We start from the raw sequence: 21,587 nt of genomic DNA on the forward strand, positions 1-21,587 counted from the left end.
AGCCGCCGCCCCGCGGCCGGGCCGCCTGACCTGCCCGATAGGGTTGCCCGGTGACCGAGCCCGCGTCCGTCGCCCGCCTCGTCGTCCTCGTCTCCGGTTCCGGCAGCAACCTCCAGGCGCTGCTGGACGCCACCGCCGACCCCGGGTACGGCGCCCGGGTGGTCGCCGTCGGCGCCGACCGGGACGGGATCGCCGGCCTGGACCGGGCCGCCGCAGCCGGTGTGCCGTCCTTCGTCGAGCGCGTCAAGGACCACCCCACCCGCGCCGACTGGGACAAGGCGCTCGCCGCGCGGGTCGCCGAGCACCGGCCCGACCTGGTCATCAGCGCCGGGTTCCTCAAGCTGGTCGGTCCGGAGTTCCTGGCCGCGTTCGGCGACCGCTACCTCAACACGCACAACACGCTGCTGCCGGCGTTCCCCGGCATCCACGGCCCCCGCGACGCGCTGGCGTACGGCGTCAAGGTCACCGGGGCCACCCTGTTCTTCGTCGACGCCGGCATGGACACCGGCCCGATCGTGGCCCAGGTCGCCGTGCCGGTGCAGGACGACGACGACGAGGACACGCTCACCGAGCGCATCAAGTCCGCCGAGCGGCGCCAGCTCGTCGAGCAGGTCGGCCGCCTGGTCCGTGAAGGTTGGACGATCACCGGCAGAAAGGTCACCATCCCGTGAACGCCACTGAGGACGCCGGCCGCCGCCCGATCCGGCGCGCGCTGGTCAGCGTCTACGACAAGACCGGCCTGGCCGAGCTGGCCCGTGCCCTGCACGAGGCCGGCGTGGAGATCGTGTCGACCGGGAGCACCGCGTCGACGATCTCCGGCGCCGGGGTGCCGGTGACGCCGGTCGAGCAGGTCACCGGCTTCCCGGAGATCCTCGACGGGCGGGTCAAGACGCTGCACCCGAAGATCCACGGCGGCCTCCTCGCCGACCTGCGCAAGGACGCGCACGCCGCGCAGCTCGACGAGCACGGCATCGCCGGCATCGACCTGCTGGTCTCCAACCTGTACCCGTTCCAGGCCACCGTCGCCTCCGGCGCCGACACCGACGAGTGCGTCGAGCAGATCGACATCGGCGGTCCGGCGATGGTGCGGGCCGCGGCGAAGAACCACGCCTCGGTGGCGGTGGTGACCGACCCGGCCGCGTACCCGGCGGTGGTGGCCGCGCTCGCGGAGGGCGGCTTCACGCTGGCCCGGCGCCGGGCGCTGGCGGCCCGCGCGTTCGCCGACATCGCCGACTACGACGTCGCGGTGGCCGACTGGTTCGCCACCACCGTGTCGCCGGCCGAGGACGGCTGGCCGGAGTTCGCCGGGCTGGCACTGCGCCGCCAGGCGGTGCTGCGGTACGGCGAGAACCCGCACCAGGCGGCGGCGCTCTACACCGACCCGGGCGCGCCGGCCGGGCTGGCCCAGGCCGAGCAGCTGCACGGCAAGGAGATGTCCTACAACAACTACGTCGACGCGGACGCCGCCTGGCGGGCCGCCAACGACTTCGCGGACCAGCCGGCGGTGGCGATCATCAAGCACGCCAACCCGTGCGGCATCGCTGTCGGTGCGGACGTGGCCGAGGCGCACCGCAAGGCGCACGCCTGCGACCCGGTCTCCGCGTTCGGCGGCGTGATCGCGGTGAACCGGCCGGTCGACGCGGCGATGGCCGGCCAGGTCGCGGAGATCTTCACCGAGGTGCTCGTGGCGCCCGGCTTCGACGAGGACGCGCTGGAGCTGCTGCGGGCCAAGAAGAACCTCCGCCTGCTGCGGGCGCCCGAGTTCGCCGTGCGGCCCGCGGAGTGGCGGCAGGTCAGCGGTGGCGTGCTGGTGCAGACGCGGGACGCCGTCGACGCGCCCGGCGACGACCCGTCCGGCTGGACGCTCGCGACCGGCGACCCGGCCGACGAGGTGACACTGCGCGACCTGGCGTTCGCCTGGCGGGCGGTCCGCGCGGTCAAGAGCAACGCGATCCTGCTGGCCCGCGACGGCGCCACCGTCGGTGTCGGCATGGGCCAGGTCAACCGGGTGGACTCGGCGCGGCTGGCGGTCAGCCGGGCCGGTGACGAGCGGGCCCGCGGCTCGGTCTGCGCCTCGGACGCGTTCTTCCCGTTCGCCGACGGTCCGCAGATCCTCATCGACGCCGGGGTGCGGGCGATCGTTCAGCCCGGCGGATCGATCCGGGACGAGGAGACCATCGCGGCCTGCAAGGCGGCCGGCGTGACCATGTACCTCACCGGCACCCGGCACTTCTTCCACTGACGAGTCCGGCCTCCGGGTGCGTCGGTCGTCCATCCGACGACTGACGCACCCGGACGTCGTGCCGTTGCCCGCCGCGGGAGGCGGTTGCTAGCGTGTGGGCGGCGACGATCGAGCGTCTCCGCTGTCTGTGAGCCCGGCAGGTGTGCCATGCACGTTCGCGACCGGTTGACCGCCGTCGTCGTCACGCTGGCGTTCGTCCTGGCCGGACTGGGAGCGGCAGCCGCACCCGCCGTCACCGCACCGGCCGTCGCCCCGATCGTCGAAGCGCTCGCCGCCGCGCGGCCCGCTCCCGACGTCGCACCACCCGTCGAAGCGCTCGCCGCCGAGCCGGCCGCCGCCTCGGCGAGCGGAACGAGCCCGGCCGCGCTGCGTGCCGCGTACCCCCGAATCTCCTGGTCGGAGCTTGCCGCCGGGCCGTGGGACGACCACGGCGGCGGTCTCGGCTACGCCGACGGACCGGACGACCTGGCCCCGGCCGCGCTCCCGCGCATGGCCGGTCCGGCGGTGCCGGAGCCGGTCGTGCCCGCGCCCCGGCCGCCTGTCGTGCCGCTGCCGCCGCGCGGCCCGCTCGCCGCGCGCGCCCCGCCGGCCGCCTGAGCCGCACCGAACCCGCAGCCCGCACCGGGACGCGCGCTCGCGCCGCACCGGACACCGCCGCGTCGACCCGGCGGTCTCCGCCGCGAGCTGCCGTCCACCGGTACGGCGGCGCGCCTCACGCCGCCGGGCCGCCTCGGGTTCGTCCCGGGTCCGCCTTCCGCACGCGTGCCCGCATCGGAGGCCCCGCCCCCTCTTCCTCCGGGGGACGGGGCCTTCGTCGTCACGCCTCGGTGCGTACCTCGGCGAAGTGGCAGGCGCTGGGGTGCGGGTCCGCCGCGCGCGGTACCGCCTGCGGGTCCTGCGTCGCGCAGACCTCCTCGGCCTTCCAGCAGCGGGTCCGGAAGTGGCAGCCGGACGGCGGCTCGGCCGGGCTCGGCACGTCGCCGGTGAGCCGGATGATGGTCCGCCGGTCGCGGGCCTCCGGGTCGGGCACCGGCACCGCCGACAGCAGCGCCTGGGTGTACGGGTGGGTCGCGCGCTGGTAGATCTGCTCCTCGGTGCCGATCTCCACGATCCGGCCCAGGTACATCACCGCCACCCGGTCGGAGATGTGCCGGACCACCGACAGGTCGTGGGCGATGAAGATGTACGACAGCCCCAGCTCGTCCTGGAGCTGCTCCAGCAGGTTGATCACCTGGGCCTGGATGGAGACGTCCAGGGCCGACACCGGCTCGTCGCAGACGATGATCTCGGGCCGCAGCGCGAGCGCCCGGGCGATGCCGATGCGCTGCCGCTGACCGCCGGAGAACTGGTGCGGGTAGCGGTTGACGTGCTCCGGGTTGAGCCCGACCACGTCCAGCAGCTCCTGCACCCGCTGCCGCCTGCTGCGCTTCGGTGCCGCCTCCGGGTGGATCTCGAACGGCTCGCCGATGATGTCGCCGACAGTCATGCGCGGGTTCAGCGAGGTGTACGGGTCCTGCATCACCATCTGCATGTTCCGCCGCAGCCGGCGCAGGTCCGCCCCTGCCGCCCGGAGCAGGTCGCGCCCCTCCAGCGTGACCCGCCCGGCGGTCGGCGTCTCCAGGCGCATGAGCAGCCGGGCCAGCGTGGACTTGCCGCACCCGGACTCGCCGACCACGCCGAGCGTCTCACCGCGCCGCAGCTCGAACGAGACGCCGTCGACCGCCTTGACTTGGCCGATGGTCTTCTTGAACAGCACGCCCTGGCTGATCGGGAAGTGCTTGACCAACTGGTCGACGGCGAGGATCGTCTCGCCGCGCACCTTGGCGGGTTCAGCCGTCGCGGTCATCGTGCACCTCCTGGGCGAAGTGGCACGCGCTGGTCCGCCCGTCGCCGAGCACCAGGTCGTGCGGCACCTCGTCCACACAGACCGGCTGGACGTACGGGCACCGGGGGTGGAACGGGCAGCCGGACGGGATCGCCATCAGGTTCGGCGGCAGCCCGCGGATGCTGGACAGCGCCTGGCCGCGCACGTCCAGGCGCGGGATCGACTCCAGCAACCCCTTCGTGTACGGGTGGGCCGGCGCCCGGTACAGCGCGTGCACGTCGGCGTGCTCGACGATGCGGCCCGCGTACATGACCGCGATCCGGTCGGCGACGCCGGCGACCACGCCCAGGTCGTGGGTGATCAGGACGAGCGCCATGCCGAGATCCCGGCGCAGGTCGGCCAGGAGGTCCATGATCTGCGCCTGCACCGTGACGTCCAGCGCGGTGGTCGGCTCGTCGGCGATCAGCACCTTCGGGTCCAGCGCCAGCGCCATCGCGATCATGACGCGTTGCCGCATGCCGCCGGAGAACTGGTGCGGGTAGTCGCCGAGCCGCTTCGCCGCGGCCGGGATCCGGACCAGGTCCATCAGTTCGACGGTGCGCCTGCGCGCGTCGGCCCGCGACATCCCGGCCCGCTCGCGCAGCGACTCGCCGATCTGCCAGCCGACCGGGAAGACCGGGTTCAACGCCGACAACGCGTCCTGGAAGATCATCGCGATCTCGGCGCCGCGAATCTGCCGGCGCTCCTCCTCCGGGCGGGTGAGCAGGTCCCGCCCCTGGTAGAGGATCTGCCCGGCGCGCACGTACGCGGGCGGGGTGTCCAGGATGCCCATGATCGCCTGGGCGGTGACGGACTTGCCGGAGCCGGACTCGCCCAGCACCGCGAGCGTCTCACCGGCGTCCAGGTGGTACGTCACCCCGTTGATCACCCGGGCCACGCCCTCGCGGGTACGGAATTCGACGTGCAGGTCCCGTACCTCCAGCAGGTGCCCGCCGGGCGGCGTGGGTGAGGCCGGCGTGGGCCGGACCGCGTTCTGCGTCATGAGGAAGTCACCGCAGCTTCGGGTCGAAGGCGTCGCGGATCGCGTCGCCGAGCATGATGAAGGCGAGCACGGTCAGGGCCAGGAACGTCGACGGCACGATCAGCGGTGTCGCGGACTCGCGCATGTGCACCCGGCCGGCGTCGATGTCGATGCCCCAGGAGATGGTCGGCGCCTTCAGGCCGATGCCGAGGAAGCTCAGCGTCGCCTCGGCCGCGATGAACGACCCGAGCGCGATGGTGAGCACCACGATGGCCGGGGCGAGCGCGTTCGGCAGGATGTGCCGCCACATGATCCGGCCGTTGCCGGCCCCGAGCATCCGGGCTGCGGCCACGTAGTCCTGCTCCCGGGCGGTGATCACCGAGGAACGGACCACCCGGGCCGCGGTGGTCCATCCGAGCAGCGCCAGGACGAGGATCACCGCGAACAGGCGTACCGTCTCGCCGCTCGTGCTCACCCGCTTGAGCAGCACGATCGCGGCGAGCAGCAGCGGGATGCCGAGCACGATGTCGATCACCCGGGACAGCACCGCGTCGACCCACCCGCCGAAGTAGCCGGCGAGCATGCCGACGACGAGCGCGATCACGCCGGTGATCAGCGCGGAGAACGCGCCCACGAGCAGCGAGGCGCGGGCGCCGTAGACCGCGCGGGCGAACGTGTCGCAGCCCTGGAAGTCGTACCCGAAGACGGCCCCGCCGGACGGCCCGGCGTGCTGCCGGGACAGCACGCAGTCGCGCGGGTCGTTGGCGGCGAACAGCCCCGGCGCCACGGCCATCGCGGCGACCAGCACCACCAGGAGCAGGCTGATCCAGAAGACCGGGTTGCGGCGCAGGTCCCGCCAGGCGTCGCCGGCCAGGCTGCGGGCCCGGTCCGGCCGCCCGGCCCGCCCGGGCGTGCCCGGTTCGCCTGACACACCGCGTCGCGCGGCCTGGTTCTCGGTAGCCGCCACCGTCTCGAAGTCGCTCACTGCGGCACCTCGCTGCGCTCACTCATAGCGGATCCTCGGGTCGAGGACGGCGTAGAGCACGTCCACCACCAGGTTGGACAGCAGGTAGACCACGACGAGCACGCTGACGATGCCGACCACAAGCGGGCCGTCCTCGGTGCGGATGCCGCGGAACAGGTTGAAGCCGACGCCCGGGACGTTGAACACGCCCTCGGTGATGATCGCGCCGCCCATCAGGTTGCCCAGCTCGACGCCGAGGAAGGTGACCACCGGGATGAGCGAGTTGCGCAGCACGTGCACGCCGACGATGCGGCGCCGCCGCAGGCCCTTGGACCGGGCGGTGCGGACGTAGTCGGCGCGCAGGTTCTCGGTCACCGAGGTACGCGTCAGCCGCAGCGCGGTGGCCAGCGACAACGAGCCGAGCACGATGCCGGGCAGCAGCAACGCGTAGAAGGAGGGTTGCGCTCCGGCGGTGGGCGGGAAGATCGGCCAGCGTACGCCGAGGAAGTACTGCGCCAGCGGGGCCAGCACGATGGTGGGGATGCCGAGCACCAGCAGCGTGAGCACGAGCGTGGCGTGGTCGAACACGCCGGAGCGCCGGATGGCCGCGATCACGCCGGCGGTGACCCCGAAGATCACCGTCACGGCCATCGCGATCACGGCGAGCTTCAGGGTGACCGGCCAGGCGGCGGCGAGGATGTCGCTGATCTGCCGCCCGGTCAGCGACTGCCCGAGGTCACCCTGGACCAGGCCGCCCAGGTAGTCGAAGTAGCGGTAGAAGAAGCCACCGACACCCGTCGCGTCCAGGTGGTACTTCTCGGTCAGGTAGGCCCGCTGCGCGGCGGTCACCGGCCGCTCCCCGGCGAGGGCCTGGATCGGGTCGCCCTGCCCGGCGAACATCAACGCGTAGACGATCAGCGTGGTCCCGAAGAAGGCGAGGACCATCTGGAGCAGTCGCCGCAGGATGAAGCGGAGCATGCTGGCAAGTCTGCCGAAATAAGGCTAAATACGTGCCAATGCGAGGGCCGGGCCACCCGGTGGGGGTGGCCCGGCCCGTCAGCGGGGTGTCAGGCGCGTTCGATCTTCAGCAGATCCACCCGGTCGAAGAGGTCCACGTGGACGTTCTTGACCTTGGTCGAGTGGCCGAAGTTGTTCTGCCCGTACCGCAGCGGGATCACCGGCATGTCCTGCGCGAGCAGGTCCTCCGCCGCCTGGTACTTCTTGATCGCCTCGTCCTCGGTCGCCGCGCGGGCGCCCTCGGCGAGCAGCTTGTCGAACTCCGGGTTGCTGTAGCCGTAGTAGTTCGACGAGCCGGTGGTGCTGTACAGCGGGCCGAGGTAGTTCTCCATGGACGGGTAGTCCATGACCCAGCCCATCCGGAACAGGCCGACCGGCTGCTTCTGCTTGAGCTTGGTCAGCAGGTCCGCGAACTTCGGCTCGGCGGTGCCCACGCACTCCACACCCAGGTTGGCCTTGAGCTGGTTGCACGTGGCGTCGATCCAGTCCTTGTGGCCGCCGTCGCCGTTGTAGGACAGCTCGATCTTCTTCGGGCCGCCCGCGGCCTCGTACATGGCCTTGGCCTTGACCGGGTCGAACGCGCCCGCCGTGCCGATGGTGTTCTCCCGGTAACCGGCGACCACCGGCGAGACGAACGAGCGAGCCGGCTGCTGCGAGTCCTTGAAGATCGACTTGGTGATCTCGTCCCGGTCGATCGCCATCGAGATCGCCTTGCGCACCTCGGGCTTGCTGAACTCCTCCTGGAACGTCGGGAAGGCCAGCACCTGCAGCGACGAGGCCGGGCTCTGCTGGAAGCGGTCGCCCAGGTCGGTCGAGGCGGTCGACAGGTTCTCGGTCGGGATCGTCTTGATCACGTCGAGGTTGTCCGACAGCACGTCCGCGTACGCCGCGGTCGGCTGCTGGTAGATGCGGAACTCGACGCCGCCGACCTTGGGCTGCTGGCCCGGGAACGCGTCGTAGCGCTCCACCTCGACCTTGGCGTCGTGCTGCCAGCTGCCCTTCATCTTGAACGGGCCCTGGCCGATCGGCGCCTGCTCGTAGCCCTCGGCGAGCACGCCCGGGGCGGAGAAGGCCGCCTTGGGCAGCGGGTAGAAGGCGGTGTAGCCGAGCATGGACTTGAAGTCCACGTACGGCTGGCTGAGCGTCACGGTGAAGGTCAGGTCGTCGACCTTCTTCAGGCCGCTCATCGTCGTCGCCTTCGGGCTCTCGCCCTGGAGGTCGTCGTAGCCGGCCACCTTCTCGAAGAAGTAGCTGGAGTTCTGGCCGTTCGGCGCGTACGCGCCGTAGTTCCAGGCGTCGATGTAGTTGTCGGCGGTGACCTTCTCGCCGTTGTGGAACGTGTAGCCGGGCTTCAGCTTGACCGTCCAGACCTTGTTGTCGGACGTCGTCACCGAGTCGGCCGCCACCTCGTGCGGCTTGTTCGCCTCGTCGTAGTCGACGAGCGGGCTGAACAGGGCCGACAGGACCTGGGAGCCGCTCGTCTCGTTGGTGTTTGTGGGCACGAGGTGCTGCGGCTCGGCGATCTCGATCCGCACGGCCGCATCGGAGTCGCCGGCACCGCCGCCGCCACCGCCCGAGCCGCAGGCCGTCAGGCCGAGCGTCACCGCGAGCGGAAGCGCGGCCCAGGCCGCGAGCCTACGAACACGCATGGAGTCTCCTCATCTCCTCACGCTGCGCGGTCGTCCCGGCGCTGGGTGACTCTGCGCAACGAGCGGTAACGGTAGGTCGCGATCCGGCCCGTCGACAACTAGTGCGTGGTCAACTGATGACGGATCGTGTTCGGCGGGCCTTGCCGCTGTTGTCCGCGCGTGCTAAACCTCGCCCCTACCTGGCCTTTTATTCGCCCCTGGTGGTCCGTTCGAGGTCGGTCAAGCGCGTCTGCGACGTCCGGCCCGCCTGTCCGGTCCCTGCCCGTCCGGGCGTGTCAGGGCCGCCGTGTCACGGTGACTGGTCGCTCTCCGTGAGTTAGGGCACGTTGCGGAGCGTGATCGTCGGCCGTCGTCGTCCGGGCCCGCCCGCAGCCGTGAGACGATCACGACGTGACGGCGACGATCCTGGACGGCAAGGCCACCGCGGCGGAGATCAAGGACGAGCTACGGGCCCGGGTGAAGGCGCTCGCGGAACGCGGCATCACCCCTGGCCTCGGCACCGTGCTGGTCGGGGAGGACCCCGGCTCCCAGGCGTACGTCAACGGCAAGCACCGTGACTGCGCCGAGGTCGGCATCGCCTCGCTGCGGGTCGCACTGCCGGCCGACGCCACCCAGGAGCAGCTCGACGCGGCGCTGGCCGAGCTGAACGCCGACCCGGCCTGCCACGGCTACATCGTCCAGCTCCCGCTCCCCGGGCACCTCGACACCCAGCGCGCGCTGGAGTCGATCGACCCGGACAAGGACGCCGACGGTCTGCACCCGGTCAACCTGGGCCGGCTCGTCCTCGGGTACGACGCGCCGCTGCCCTGCACCCCGCGCGGCATCGTGGAGCTGCTGCGCCGGCACGACGTGCCGCTGCGCGGCGCGAACGTGGCTGTCGTCGGCCGGGGCAACACGGTCGGCCGCCCGTTGGGCCTGCTGCTGACCCGGCGCAGCGAGAACGCCACCGTGACGCTCTGCCACACCGGCACGCTCGACCTGGCCGCGCACACCCGCGCAGCCGACGTCGTCATCGTCGCCGCGGGCGTGCCCGGCCTGCTGACCGCCGACATGATCAACCCGGGCGTGACGGTGGTGGACGTCGGCATCACCCGGGTCATCGGCGAGGACGGCAAGGGCCGCTACACCGGCGACGTGGACCCGGAGGTGGCCGAGGTCGCGGGCAAGCTGGTGCCGATGCCCGGCGGCGTCGGCCCGATGACCCGGGCGATGCTGCTGACGAACGTGGTCGAACGGGCCGAGCGGACCGCCTGACACCCACCCAGGTCATAACCGTCCGCCCCTGACCCGATCGGTGCCAGGATGGCTGATACGGTCCGGAAAACCGACTGGTATCAGGGAGTGGGACGACCATGGGTAAGAAGGTCACTGTCGTCGGCGCCGGCTTCTACGGCTCGACCACCGCACAGCGCCTGGCCGAGTACGACGTCTTCGACACCGTCGTGATCACCGACATCGTGGAGGGCAAGCCGGCGGGTCTCGCGCTCGACCTCAACCAGTCCCGCGCGGTCGAGGGCTTCGAGACCAAGGTCGTCGGCGTCACCACCGGCCCGAACGGCGAGGGCTACGAGGCCATCGAGGGCTCGGACGTCGTCGTCATCACCGCCGGCCTGCCGCGCAAGCCGGGCATGAGCCGGATGGACCTGCTGGAGACCAACGCCAAGATCGTCCGGCAGGTCGCCGAGAACGTCGCCAAGTACGCCCCGAACGCCGTCGTCATCGTGGTGTCGAACCCGCTCGACGAGATGACCGCGCTGGCCCAGCTCGCCACCCAGTTCCCCAAGAACCGGGTGCTCGGCCAGGCGGGCATGCTGGACACCGCCCGCTTCACCAACTTCGTCGCCGAGGCGATGAGCGTGCCGGTGAAGTCGGTACGGACCCTGACGCTCGGCTCGCACGGCGACACGATGGTCCCGGTGCCGTCCAAGAGCACGGTGAACGGCAAGCCGCTGCGTGACGTCATGCCGGCCGAGCAGATCGAGGAGCTGGTCGTCAAGACCCGCAACGGTGGCGCCGAGGTCGTCGCGCTACTCAAGACCGGTTCCGCGTACTACGCCCCGTCCGCCGCCGCGGCCCGGATGGCGAAGGCCGTGGCCGAGGACTCCGGCGCCGTCATGCCGGTCTGCGCCTGGGTCGACGGCGAGTACGGCATCTCCGGCGTCTACCTGGGCGTCGAGGCCGAGATCGGCGCCGAGGGCGTGAAGCGGGTCGTCGAGACCGACCTGGACGCCGACGAGCTGGCCGCGCTGAAGGAGGCCGCCGAGGCCGTCCGCGCCAAGCAGGGCGACGTCGCCACCATGTGACGCCCGTCCCACAGCATCGAAGGCCCGCCGGCTCCGCCGGCGGGCCTTCTGCCGTCCCGCCCGCGGTTCTCCCCGTCGGTCATGAAGTTGACGGCGTAGTCGATCTCCAATTCCGCCGTCAACTTCATGATCGACGGGGTGGGGGGTGGGGGGTGAAGGGGGCGGTCAGGTGGGGAGTGGCCAGGACGGTGGGGGAGAGGGACGTGAGCAGGTGCTGCCGGGAGTGGCGGGCCGTGGGCTGATCCTCCTCGTGGGCGTACGCCAGCTCCGGGTCGACCAACTGGATCGCGTGCACGAGCAGGTCGCCGGTGATCAGGAGGCGCTCGTCGTCCGCCTCGACCAGCACCGACTGGTGACCCGGCGTGTGGCCGGGCGTGTGCAGCAGCCGTACCCCCGGGGTGAGGGGCGTCTCGCCGTCGACCACCCGCAGCCGGCCGGCGGCGCGCAACGGCCTCAGCAGCCGGGCCGGCAGTTCCGGGTGGAACAGCTCCAGCGCGTCCACCTCGGCGCGCTGGATCACATGGTCCGCGTTCGGGAACAGCGCGCCGGCCCAGCCCACGTGATCGGTGTGCAGATGGGTGAGGACCACGGTGCGCACGTCGGCCGGGTCGATCCCGGCGGCGGCCAGCTCGGCCGGCAGCCGGCCCGGCACCGGCGCCCAGCTCGCGGCGAGGGAGTCGGCCGGGCCGATGCCGGCGTCGACAAGCGTGACCGGCCCGTCGCCGGCCCGCACCGCGAACGCGCGGAACCGCAGCCACCACCGGTCGTCGTCGGTGACGGCGCCCGGATCGAGCCGGTCGGCCGCCTGCCAGTGCGCTTCCGTGGCGTCGGGAAACGCCTCGCCGCGGGGCTGGAAGAAGGGCCCCTCGCCGTCGGAGAGCGCGGTGACCGTGATAGACCCGAGGGTGCGGCTGCGCGGCATCGGACGATGATGCCAGCGGGCCGAGGCGCGGCGCAGCCCGCTTTTCCGGCGGTCCACCCGGGCCGCCTGGGGACTGCCGGTCAGTTTCCAGTACGCTCGTACTGCTTGAGCACGTGTCCCCCGAGAGGAGCGCCGGCCGATGGCGAAGATCAAGGTAAACAACCCGGTCGTGGAGATCGACGGCGACGAGATGACCCGGATCATCTGGAAGCAGATCCGGGAGCAGCTGATCCTGCCCTACCTCGACGTCGACCTGCACTACTACGACCTGTCGATCCAGCACCGTGACGCCACCGACGACCAGGTCACGGTCGACGCCGCCAACGCCATCAAGGAGCACGGCGTCGGCGTCAAGTGCGCCACCATCACCCCGGACGAGGCCCGGGTGGAGGAGTTCGGCCTGAAGAAGATGTGGCGGTCGCCGAACGGCACCATCCGCAACATCCTCGGCGGCGTGGTCTTCCGCGAGCCGATCATCATGTCGAACGTGCCGCGGCTCGTCCCGGGCTGGACCAAGCCGATCATCATCGGCCGGCACGCGCACGGCGACCAGTACAAGGCCACCGACTTCGTCGTCCCCGGCCCGGGCACTGTGACCATCACCTACACCCCGGCCGACGGCGGCACGCCGATGGAGATGGAGGTCGCCAACTTCCCCGGCGGCGGCATCGCCATGGGCATGTACAACTACGACGAGTCGATCCGGGACTTCGCCCGCGCCTCGTTCCGGTACGGCCTGGACCGCGGCTACCCGGTCTACATGTCGACCAAGAACACCATCCTCAAGGCGTACGACGGCCGGTTCAAGGACATCTTCGCCGAGGTGTTCGAGAACGAGTTCAAGGCCGAGTTCGAGGCCGCCGGCCTCACCTACGAGCACCGGCTGATCGACGACATGGTCGCCGCCGCGCTCAAGTGGGAGGGCGGATACGTCTGGGCCTGCAAGAACTACGACGGTGACGTGCAGTCCGACACCGTCGCGCAGGGCTTCGGCTCGCTCGGCCTGATGACCTCGGTGCTGCTGTCCCCGGACGGCCGCACCGTCGAGGCCGAGGCCGCCCACGGCACCGTCACCCGGCACTACCGGCAGTACCAGAAGGGCGAGAAGACCTCGACCAACCCGATCGCCTCGATCTACGCCTGGACCCGGGGCCTGGCCCACCGGGGCAAGCTGGACGGCACCCCGGCGGTCACCGAGTTCGCCGACACGCTGGAGAAGGTCATCGTGGACACCGTCGAGGGTGGCCAGATGACCAAGGACCTCGCGCTGCTCATCTCGCGGGACGCCCCGTGGCTGACCACCGACGAGTTCATGAACGCGCTCGACGAGAACCTGGCGCGCAAGCTCGCCGCCTGACGTGCAAGGAAGGGCCCCTTCTTAACGCCTCGCGTTGTAGAAGGGGCCCTTTTTAACACCTCAGGCCCGCCGGGACGGCGTGACCTCGTTCGGTGCGCCCTCGTTGCACAGGGTGGACGAGATGCCAGTCGCGTCCATGAAGGTGGGCCGTGGCCGCGCGCCGGCCGGCCGACCTTCGAGGCTGCTGAGCGCAGCCAGCCGTCCCTTCCCTGCGGGGGGTCCTGTCCCGGGCCCCCCGCGCCCCATGCTCGGACCGCGGCTGTTAAGAAGGGGCCCTTCCTCTGCCGCAGGCGTTAACAAGGGGCCCTTCCTTTCATGCGGCGCGGAGCAGTTCGGCGGCGCGTTCCGGGGCGATGTCGTTGATGAACACGCCCATGCCGGACTCCGACCCGGCGAGGTACTTCAGCTTGTCCTTGGCCCGCCGGATGCTGAACAGCTGAAGGTGCAGGTGGCCCAGCTCCCTGTCGATCCGCACCGGCGCCTGGTGCCAGGCCGCGATGTACGGCATCGGCAGGTCGAACAGCTCGTCGAAGCGGCGCAGCAGGTCCAGGTAGAGCGGCCCGAAGGCGTCCCGCTCGGCGTCGTTCAGCGCCGGAATGTCCGGCACCGGCCGGTGCGGTGCCACGTGCACCTCGAACGGCCAGCGCGCCGCCGCCGGGACGTACGCGGTCCAGTGCTCGTTGCTCGTCACCACCCGCTCTCCGGAGGCACGTTCGGTGGCCAGCACGTCGGCGTAGAGGTTGCCCCCGGTGCGGTCGGCGTACCGCCGGGCGGCGGCCAGCATCGTGCGGGTGCGCGGCGTGACGAACGGGTACGCGTAGATCTGCCCGTGCGGGTGGTGCAGGGTCACCCCGATCTCCACGCCCCGGTTCTCGAACGGGAAGACCTGCTCGACGCCGGGTAGCGCGCTCAGTGCGGTGGTGCGGTCGGCGAGCGCGTCGAGCACCGTCCGCACCCGCTGCGGGGAGAGGCGGGCGAAGGAGGCGTTGTGGTCGTCGGTGAAGCAGACCACCTCGCACCTGCCGCGTCCGGGGCGTACCGGGGTGAACGGCGTGATCTCGGCCGGCTCGTCGGCCACCCGCTGGCTCAGCGAGGGGAACCGGTTCTCGAAGACCACCACGTCGTAGTCGGGTGCCGGGATCTCACTGTGCCGCTCACCGCGGGACGGGCACAGCGGGCACTGGTCGGCCGGGGGCAGGAACGTGCGGGTCTGCCGGTGCACCGCCACCGCCACCCACTCGTCGGTCAGCGGGTCGTACCGCAGCTGCGAGGCGGGCGGGGGAGGGGGCAGGTCACGCCGGTCCGGCTGGTCGCGGACCGCGTCGTCCCGCTCGTCGAAGTAGATCAGCTCGCGGCCGTCGGCCAGCGCGATCTGCGTACGCTTCACTCCGCCCCCCTCGTCGTGGGCACCGTCACCAGCTCACCCACCCTGTCGTCGAGTACCCGTCGGGCCTCGGGTGCCAACCGGTCGTCGGTGACCAGCACGTCCGCCGCCTCCAGCGGCACGATCGACGAGATGCCGACGGTGCCCCACTTGGTGTGGTCGGCGAGCACCACGAGCCGGTCCGCCGCTGCCACGAGCGCCCGGTTCGTGTCCGCCTCCATCAGATTGGGGGTGGTGAAACCGGCCCGTTCGCTGATCCCGTGCACGCCCAGGAAGAGCAGGTCCAGGTGGAGCGCGGCGATCGCGGCCACGGCGAGCGGGCCGACGAGCGCGTCCGACGGTGTGCGTACGCCGCCGGTGAGCACCACCGTCTGGTCGGGCCGGCCGCCGACGTGCAGGGCCTCCGCCACCGGCAGCGAGTTGGTGACCACTGTGAGGCCGGGCACGTCCACCAGCCGCCGGGCCAGCTCGGCGGTGGTGGTGCCGGCGGAGAGCGCGATCGCGGCGCCGGGCCGGACCAGCCCTGCGGCATGCTCGGCGATGGCGGCCTTCTCCGCCGACTGGCGGACGGACTTGGCGTGGAAGCCGGGCTCGTCGGTCGAGCCCGGACCGGCCGGCGTCGCGCCCCCGTGCACCTTGGCGAGCAGGCCCTGCTCGTGCAGCGTGTCCAGGTCGCGCCGGATGGTCATGTCGGAGACGCCGAACTCGGCCGCCAGCTCGGTGACCCGGACGCCGCCGGCGCGGCGCAGTCGTTCCAGGATGGCCGTCTGCCGCTGCCGCGCCAGCATCCCCGGCTCACCTCCGCGCCTCACCGACCCACGCGGGCGCTCCACGCGGTCGAACGTGTTCCAACAAAGACGAACACTACCGCGCAACGAGGGGTGATGCGAGACCGCCGCCGTCCGGAAGCCGGACGACGGCGGTCGAGGGTGCTGGAGTGCCGGGACTCGGCCGGCGGTCAGGCGGTCACGCGGGCTGGAGGCGGGGCTCCACCCAGCCGGTCTCGGTCAGGTGCTCCATCACCTTCCCGATGGCCTCCTCGACGCTCAGATCCGAGGTGTCCACCACCAGGTCGGCGTCGGTGGGCGCCTCGTACGGGTCGTCGATGCCGGTCATCCCGGTGATCAGGCCGGCCCGGGCGCGGGCGTACAGGCCCTTGCGGTCGCGCTGCTCGCAGACCGCCAGCGGCGTCGCCACGTGGACCAGCAGGAAGCCCGCCCCGGCCGTCTCGGCCATCTCCCGGGCGGTGGCGCGGGCCGCCGCGTACGGCGCGATCGGGCAGCAGATGCCGACGCCCCGGTGCCGGGCGATCTCGGCGGCCACCCAGCCGATCCGGCGCACGTTGAGATCCCGGTCGGCCTTGCTGAACCCCAGCCCGGCGGAGAGTTCCCGCCGCACCACGTCGCCGTCGAGCAGCGTGATGGTGCGGTCGCCCTGCTCGCGGAGCACGTCGGCCAGCCCTCGGGCGATCGTCGACTTGCCCGAGCCGGACAGGCCGGTCAGGAAGATCACCAGCCCTCGGTGCCGCCGCGGCGGGCGCGCCCGGGCCAGTTCCTTCGCCACCGCCGGCGGGGTGTGCCACTCGGGCAGCGGGAAACCCCGGTCCAGCAGGTCGTCGATCTCGCGCGCGCTCAGCGCCAGCCGCCGGTTGCGCGGCGGGATGTCCTCGCGCCAGCGCCACTGCCCGTCCCGGTTGTCGTAGGCCAGCTCGCGGGGGACCAGCACGCGCAGACCGGCGCCGGAGAGCATGCCCTCGGTGGAGAGCAGGTGGGTCACGCCGTACGCGGCGGCGACCCGGGCCCGCAGCAGCGCGTCGCTGATCTCGTCGCGCCGCCGGGCCAGCGGCACCGCCACGAGCGTCGCCGGGGGCATCCGGTCGCGGGCGGCGAACACGCTGCGCACCAGCGACTCGGCCGGCAGGCCGCCGATCGACTCCTCGCCCACCGGGATCATCACCAGCAGGTGCGCGCCGAGCGTACGGGCCGCGTGCGCGATCTGCGCCAGCTGCGGCCGGTGCAGGGGACGGTCGGCGAACACGCCGAGCACCCGGCCCGGCGGCAGCAGCCCGCGTACCTCGTCGGGGCCGCGCCGCAGCCGCTGGAACGGCCCGTGGCCGCCGTCGCCCAGGCGGCGCACCGTGCCGCCGACACCCACCATGCCCTCGCGGCCCGGCCAGACGTCGGTCACGTCCATCGCCGCCACCGGCGCGCCCTCGCCGTCGGTGAGCACCACCGCCCGGCGGGCCGGGTCGGCCGGGTCCAGCCCGTCGGCGAGCGCCGCCGGCACCTGGAGTGTCACCGGCACCGGCCACGGCGTGCCGTCGGCCAGCCGGCCGCGCCGGTTCAGCGAGGCCAGGTCGGCCCGGCTCATGAAACCGGTGAGCGGTGCGTACGCCCCGCTCAGCAACAACTGGAGATCGGCCAGCTCAGCGGGTCTGGGCGCGTACGACGGCGCATCCCGCAGAACGTCCTCGGGCAGCAGCCACCCGTTGCTCATCGAACCCCCAACTCACCGGCCGGCACACAGTTTCGCAGCCCACCGGCGATCGGTCGAGAGCGCCACCCGGCCACCCGGTGATCGCCTGTTCCGGCGACCGTGCCGAGGACGAGTCGGGGTCACCGAATCCTTACCGGCGGGCCGCGGCCGGTCGATCGTGCGAACGGCTGCCTGCGCGCGCCGACCGGCCGAGCGCGCGGTCCCGTACCCGCCGGACCGCTCGGCGGAGACGGGACCGGAGCCGGCGCGAGTCCTCCACCCGAGGCGCGCCGCCGTTCCCGCCACCTAAGGGCCGCGCAGGCCGAGGATCAGGGGATCGCAGGGGTCAGGAGAGGCTCCGGCGAGGCACCGGAGTTCTACGCTGAACGGCGTGACACTGCTCGCGACCGAGTCGCTGACCAAGACGTACGGAGGCCGGGTCACCGCGTTGGCCGACCTCACCGTGTCGGTCGAGCCGGGGATCATCGGGCTGGTGGGCGCGAACGGCGCCGGCAAGTCCACTCTGATCAAGATCCTGCTGGGTCTGCTCCCGCCGACCAGCGGCCGGGTGCAGGTGCTCGGCCTCGACCCCACCACCGACCCCGCCGCGGTTCGCGCCCGGGTCGGCTACATGCCCGAGCACGACGCCCTCCCGCCCGACCTGTCCGCCGCCGAGCTGGTCACCCATCTGGGCCGGATCAGCGGGCTGCCGCGCACAGTCGCCCGCGAGCGGGCCTCCGAGGCGCTGCGCCACGTCGGTCTGCACGAGGAGCGGCACCGGGCCGTCGGTGGCTACTCCACCGGCATGAAGCAGCGGGTCAAGCTCGCCCAGGCGCTCGTGCACGATCCCGACCTGCTGCTGCTCGACGAGCCGACCAACGGCCTCGACCCGGCCGGCCGGGACGCCATGCTCGCGCTGATCCACCGGATCGGCACCGAGTTCGGCATCTCGGTGGTGGTCTGCTCGCACCTGCTCGGCGAGGTGGAGCGGATCTGCGACACGCTCGTCGCCATCGACGGCGGCCGGCTGCTGCGCGCGGACCGGGTGTCCGCCATGACCACCGCCACCGACGTGCTCGCGGTCGAGGTGAGCGAGGGCACGGAGGAACTGGCCGCCCGGCTCACCGCGCTCGACCTGCCGGTGACCCGCGACGGGCGGCTGCTGCTCGTCCCGCTCGCCGACGACGCCACCTACGACCAGATCCTCGGCGCGGTCGCCGAGCTGGACCTGCCGCTGCACCGGCTGGACCAGCGGCGGCACCGGGTGGCCGAACTCTTCGCCGCGAGGGAGCCCAGCCATGTCTGACGCGACCGGGGTCATCCACGACATCGGCTACCAGCGCTACACCGGTCCGCGGCTCGGCCGCCGGCAGGTCTTCGGCGCGCTCTACCTGCACGGCGTGCGTACCGTCTTCGGGCTGGGCCGCAGCGCCAAGGCCAAGATCTTTCCGTGGCTGGTCGTCTCCGTGGTCACAGTGGTGGCCGCCGGCGTCACCGCGGTACGCAGCCAGATCGGCGAGGTGGTGATGACGTACGCCCAGTTCGCCGACGCGATGAGCTGGCTGGTCATCTTCTTCGCCGCGGTGGCCGCGCCCGAGCTGGTCTCCCGCGACCTGCGCAGCGGCGTGCTGCCGCTGTACTTCTCCCGGCCGCTGCCGCGCGGCGACTACGCCCTGTCCAAGCTGCTGGCGCTGGTGACCGCGCTGTGGCTGCTGCTCGGCGGCCCGCAGCTGGTGATGTTCCTCGGTGCCGCGTTCACCACGAACCGGGGCGTACGCGGGGTGTGGGACGAGCTGCTCGACCTGCTGCCCGGGCTGCTCTACGCCGGGCTGTGGGCGGTGGTGTTCGCCTCGATCGCCCTGCTCGTCGCCTCGCTCACCGGCAAGCGCGCGTTCGCCGCCGGCGGCATCGTGGCGGTCTTCCTGATGACCACGCCGGTCGTGGGCGTGCTGTCCATCCTGCCCTCGCGGACGATCAACGAGCTGGCCTTCGTGGCTTCTCCGCCGACGCTCGTCGGCGGCGTGGGCAACTGGGCGCTCGGCGACCGGCTGACCCAGGGACGGGGCGGCATGCCGATCGGCGACTTCGGGCCGGTCTACGCCGTGGCCGCCGTGCTGCTGGTCGCCGCCTGCGTAAGCCTGCTGCTCCTGCGATACCGGAAGGTGGCCGCCCGATGACGGCGATCAGCACCCAGTCGACGGCCGGCGCGCCCGCCGCCGCGACGAGCACGCTCGACCTGGCGGGCGTCTCCCGCTGGTACGGCAACGTGGTGGCGGTCAACGACGTCACCATGCGGCTCGGCCCCGGCGTGACCGGCCTGCTCGGCCCCAACGGCGCCGGGAAGACCACGCTGCTGCACATGATGGCGGGCTTCCTGTCCCCGTCGCGCGGCACCGTGACGCTGGACGGGGAGCCGACCTGGCGCAACCCCGCCGTCTACCGGCGGCTCGGCCTGGTCAGCGAGCGCGAGGCGGTGCACACGTTCCTCAGCGCGTACGAGTTCGTGCTCGCCAGCGCCAAGCTGCACCGGCTGCCCGACCCGGAGGCCGCCACCCGGCGGGCGATCGAGCTGGTCGAGATGGAGGACGCGCAGACCCGCCGGATCGGCACCTACTCCAAGGGCATGCGGCAGCGCACCCGGGTCGCCGCCGCGCTCGTGCACGACCCGCAGGTGCTGCTGCTCGACGAGCCGTTCAACGGGATGGACCCGCGCCAGCGGCTGCACATGATGGCGCTGCTGCACCGGCTCGGCGACGCGGGGCGGACCATCCTGTTCAGCTCGCACATCCTGGAGGAGGTCGAGCAGGTCTCCGGCACGGTCCAGGTGATGGTGGCCGGCCGGCTCGCCGCCTCCGGCGACTACCGGACCATCCGCCGCCTGATGACCAACCGGCCGCACGTGTTCGGGGTGCGTTCCACCGACGACCGGGCGCTGGCGGTGGCGCTGATGGCCGAGGCGTCGGTCTCCGGCGTCGAGCTGGACCGAACCGGCCTGACGGTCAAGGCCGGCGATTACGGCGCGTTCACCCGGGCACTGCCCCGGATCGCGCTCCGGCACGGCATCCGGGTCCGGCAGCTCCTGCCGGAGGACGAGTCGCTGGAGAGCGTCTTCTCGTATCTGGTGGAGGCATGATGTCGACAGTCACCTGGATCACCGCGCGCGGCCTGTTCGGCCGGAGCCGGTTCCTCATGCTGCTGCCGTTGCCGCTGGTCCTGATCGGCCTGGCGGTGCTCTGCCGGTCGCTCGGCGTCGACCCGGGCCAGTGGGGACCGCCGGTGCTCGTCGGCCTCGGCCTCGCGGTGGTGCTGCCGGTGGTGGCGCTGATCGTGGGCACCGGCGTGCTCGGCGCGGAGATCGACGACGGCACCGTCGTGCACATCCTCACCAAGCCGCTGCCGCGCTGGCAGATCGTGCTGCCGAAGCTGGCGGTCGCGGCCGGCGTCACAGCGGTCACCGTCGGCGTCCCGATCTACGTCGCGGGCGTGCTCGCCGATTCGGTACGCCTCGGGCTCGCACTGGTCGTCGCCTCGGCGGCGGGCGCACTGGCGTACTCGGCGCTGTTCCTCGCGCTGAGCCTGGTGACCCGGCGGCCGGTGCTGCTCGGCCTGGTCTACGTGTTGATCTGGGAGGGGTTGCTGGGCCGGTTCGTCGGCGGCACCCGGGTGCTGTCGATCCAGCAGTGGGTGATCGCCCTGGCCGACCGGATGGCGCCGACACCGCTGCTCGGCACCACCGTCTCGGTGCCGGTCGCGGCGGTGCTCACCGCCCTGGTGGCGGTCGGGTTCACAGTGCTGGCGATCGACCGCCTGCGCTCGTTCAGCGTGGCCGGCGAGACGAGCTGAACCCCGGGACGGAACCCGTTTTCCGGCACGAGCGCCGGAAAACGGGTTCTGCCCTGCCGTGTCCGGTCTGTTAGTTTGCGGCGGCTACGCACACCGACACGGGGAGAACACCTTGCGTTCAGCTCGCCTCGCCCTGCTGGCTCCGGCCGCGGTCGCGATGATCGTCATGTCCGGCTGCGATGACGACAAGCCCTCGGCCGGGCCGGCGGCGCCCTCCGCCCCCGCCGCCACCTCCGTGCCGCCGGTGACCCCGGCGCCGGCGGGCCTCGACGAGGCCACCCGGAAGACCTGCGCGACGGCGGAGAAGGACATCACGGCCGCCCTGAAGGAGGTGGCCGAGGCGGAGAAGATCGGCCCGCCGGCCGGCCACTCGGCGGTCAGCGCCCAGTACTCGGCGGGCGCGGCCACGCTCTACACGCACGCCTTCACCAGCAGCGACGAGGTGAACGCCGCGGTGAAGGGGGTCGCCACCGCCATGACCGACCTCGCCGACACCTGGGCCAAGGCGCCGGGCAAGGCGCCGAGCAAGGCGGATCTGACCACCGCCCGGGACAAGCTCAAGGCGGCCTGCGCGGCCGAGTGAGG

At 72.2% G+C, this 21,587-nt stretch carries 20 protein-coding genes; 11 read left to right on the forward strand and 9 right to left on the reverse strand.

The window, feature by feature from the left end:
• Window positions 1-50: 50 nt before the first annotated feature.
• The 3 genes from purN to FHX31_RS02100 all read left to right on the forward strand — a co-directional run bounded on the left by purN (window position 51) and on the right by FHX31_RS02100 (window position 2,839).
• Window positions 51-671, forward strand: a complete 621-nt coding sequence (gene purN, locus FHX31_RS02090; RefSeq protein WP_013288508.1) for a phosphoribosylglycinamide formyltransferase — start codon at window positions 51-53, stop codon at window positions 669-671.
• Window positions 668-2,242 carry a bifunctional phosphoribosylaminoimidazolecarboxamide formyltransferase/IMP cyclohydrolase gene (purH, locus tag FHX31_RS02095; RefSeq protein WP_184974845.1) on the forward strand — a complete coding sequence of 525 codons (1,575 nt, stop codon included), beginning with the start codon at window positions 668-670 and terminating at the stop codon, window positions 2,240-2,242. Before purN ends, purH begins: the two co-directional genes overlap by 4 nt.
• 147 nt (window positions 2,243-2,389) lie before the next feature.
• Window positions 2,390-2,839 carry a hypothetical protein gene (locus tag FHX31_RS02100; protein WP_184974848.1) on the forward strand — a complete coding sequence of 150 codons (450 nt, stop codon included), beginning with the start codon at window positions 2,390-2,392 and terminating at the stop codon, window positions 2,837-2,839.
• A gap of 220 nt (window positions 2,840-3,059) precedes the next feature.
• Here FHX31_RS02100 and FHX31_RS02105 read toward each other — a convergent pair whose 3' ends face one another.
• From FHX31_RS02105 to FHX31_RS02125, 5 genes are all read right to left on the reverse strand, one after another.
• Entirely contained in the window at window positions 3,060-4,088 is a 1,029-nt protein-coding gene (locus FHX31_RS02105; RefSeq protein WP_013288505.1) for an ABC transporter ATP-binding protein, read from the reverse strand.
• Window positions 4,072-5,109: an ABC transporter ATP-binding protein gene (locus FHX31_RS02110; protein WP_013288504.1), complete on the reverse strand. Its 1,038-nt coding sequence runs from the start codon at window positions 5,107-5,109 to the stop codon at window positions 4,072-4,074. Before FHX31_RS02110 ends, FHX31_RS02105 begins: the two co-directional genes overlap by 17 nt.
• Window positions 5,110-5,116: 7 nt before the next feature.
• On the reverse strand, window positions 5,117-6,073 hold the full coding sequence (locus FHX31_RS02115) for an ABC transporter permease (protein ID WP_184974851.1): 957 nt from the start codon (window positions 6,071-6,073) through the stop codon (window positions 5,117-5,119).
• Between the two features lie 18 nt (window positions 6,074-6,091).
• Window positions 6,092-7,030, reverse strand: coding sequence for an ABC transporter permease (locus FHX31_RS02120; protein ID WP_013473620.1), 939 nt, complete (start codon window positions 7,028-7,030; stop codon window positions 6,092-6,094).
• Between the two features lie 89 nt (window positions 7,031-7,119).
• Window positions 7,120-8,718: a peptide ABC transporter substrate-binding protein gene (locus tag FHX31_RS02125; protein ID WP_013288501.1), complete on the reverse strand. Its 1,599-nt coding sequence runs from the start codon at window positions 8,716-8,718 to the stop codon at window positions 7,120-7,122.
• A 390-nt stretch (window positions 8,719-9,108) separates the two neighbouring features.
• On the opposite strand from FHX31_RS02125, the gene FHX31_RS02130 reads away from it, so the two are divergent.
• Window positions 9,109-9,972, forward strand: coding sequence for a bifunctional methylenetetrahydrofolate dehydrogenase/methenyltetrahydrofolate cyclohydrolase (locus FHX31_RS02130; RefSeq protein ID WP_184974854.1), 864 nt, complete (start codon window positions 9,109-9,111; stop codon window positions 9,970-9,972).
• Window positions 9,973-10,070: 98 nt separating this feature from the next.
• A complete protein-coding gene (locus FHX31_RS02135) occupies window positions 10,071-11,021 on the forward strand; it encodes a malate dehydrogenase (protein WP_184974857.1) in 951 nt (316 codons plus the stop codon).
• Between the two features lie 124 nt (window positions 11,022-11,145).
• Here FHX31_RS02135 and FHX31_RS02140 read toward each other — a convergent pair whose 3' ends face one another.
• The gene (locus tag FHX31_RS02140) at window positions 11,146-11,943 is read right to left on the reverse strand and encodes an MBL fold metallo-hydrolase (RefSeq protein WP_114918805.1); all 798 of its coding nucleotides are present in this window, start codon (window positions 11,941-11,943) and stop codon (window positions 11,146-11,148) included.
• A gap of 139 nt (window positions 11,944-12,082) precedes the next feature.
• Between FHX31_RS02140 and FHX31_RS02145 the strand changes: the two genes are divergently transcribed.
• A complete protein-coding gene (locus tag FHX31_RS02145) occupies window positions 12,083-13,300 on the forward strand; it encodes an NADP-dependent isocitrate dehydrogenase (RefSeq protein ID WP_013288497.1) in 1,218 nt (405 codons plus the stop codon).
• Window positions 13,301-13,613: 313 nt separating this feature from the next.
• Here FHX31_RS02145 and galT read toward each other — a convergent pair whose 3' ends face one another.
• From galT to cysC, 3 genes are all read right to left on the reverse strand, one after another.
• Window positions 13,614-14,687 (reverse strand): galactose-1-phosphate uridylyltransferase, encoded by a 1,074-nt coding sequence (gene galT, locus FHX31_RS02150; protein ID WP_184974860.1) that lies wholly within the window; start codon window positions 14,685-14,687, stop codon window positions 13,614-13,616.
• The gene (locus FHX31_RS02155; protein ID WP_013288495.1) at window positions 14,684-15,472 is read right to left on the reverse strand and encodes a DeoR/GlpR family DNA-binding transcription regulator; all 789 of its coding nucleotides are present in this window, start codon (window positions 15,470-15,472) and stop codon (window positions 14,684-14,686) included. The genes galT and FHX31_RS02155 overlap by 4 nt, the downstream gene beginning before the upstream one ends.
• 178 nt (window positions 15,473-15,650) lie before the next feature.
• Window positions 15,651-17,180, reverse strand: coding sequence for an adenylyl-sulfate kinase (cysC, locus tag FHX31_RS02160; protein WP_013288494.1), 1,530 nt, complete (start codon window positions 17,178-17,180; stop codon window positions 15,651-15,653).
• Window positions 17,181-17,550: 370 nt separating this feature from the next.
• Here cysC and FHX31_RS02165 point away from each other — a divergent pair, with 370 nt between their 5' ends.
• The 5 genes from FHX31_RS02165 to FHX31_RS02185 all read left to right on the forward strand — a co-directional run bounded on the left by FHX31_RS02165 (window position 17,551) and on the right by FHX31_RS02185 (window position 21,585).
• Window positions 17,551-18,465, forward strand: a complete 915-nt coding sequence (locus FHX31_RS02165; RefSeq protein ID WP_013288493.1) for an ABC transporter ATP-binding protein — start codon at window positions 17,551-17,553, stop codon at window positions 18,463-18,465.
• Entirely contained in the window at window positions 18,458-19,336 is an 879-nt protein-coding gene (locus FHX31_RS02170; protein ID WP_013288492.1) for an ABC transporter permease, read from the forward strand. The genes FHX31_RS02165 and FHX31_RS02170 overlap by 8 nt, the downstream gene beginning before the upstream one ends.
• Window positions 19,333-20,292: an ABC transporter ATP-binding protein gene (locus tag FHX31_RS02175; protein WP_013288491.1), complete on the forward strand. Its 960-nt coding sequence runs from the start codon at window positions 19,333-19,335 to the stop codon at window positions 20,290-20,292. Before FHX31_RS02170 ends, FHX31_RS02175 begins: the two co-directional genes overlap by 4 nt.
• Window positions 20,292-21,002, forward strand: a complete 711-nt coding sequence (locus FHX31_RS02180) for an ABC transporter permease (RefSeq protein ID WP_047892659.1) — start codon at window positions 20,292-20,294, stop codon at window positions 21,000-21,002. The genes FHX31_RS02175 and FHX31_RS02180 overlap by 1 nt, the downstream gene beginning before the upstream one ends.
• Window positions 21,003-21,159: 157 nt before the next feature.
• Entirely contained in the window at window positions 21,160-21,585 is a 426-nt protein-coding gene (locus FHX31_RS02185; protein ID WP_013288489.1) for a hypothetical protein, read from the forward strand.
• The last annotated feature ends 2 nt before the right edge of the window (window positions 21,586-21,587 follow it).

Source organism: Micromonospora sp. CNZ286 (genome assembly GCF_014207755.1).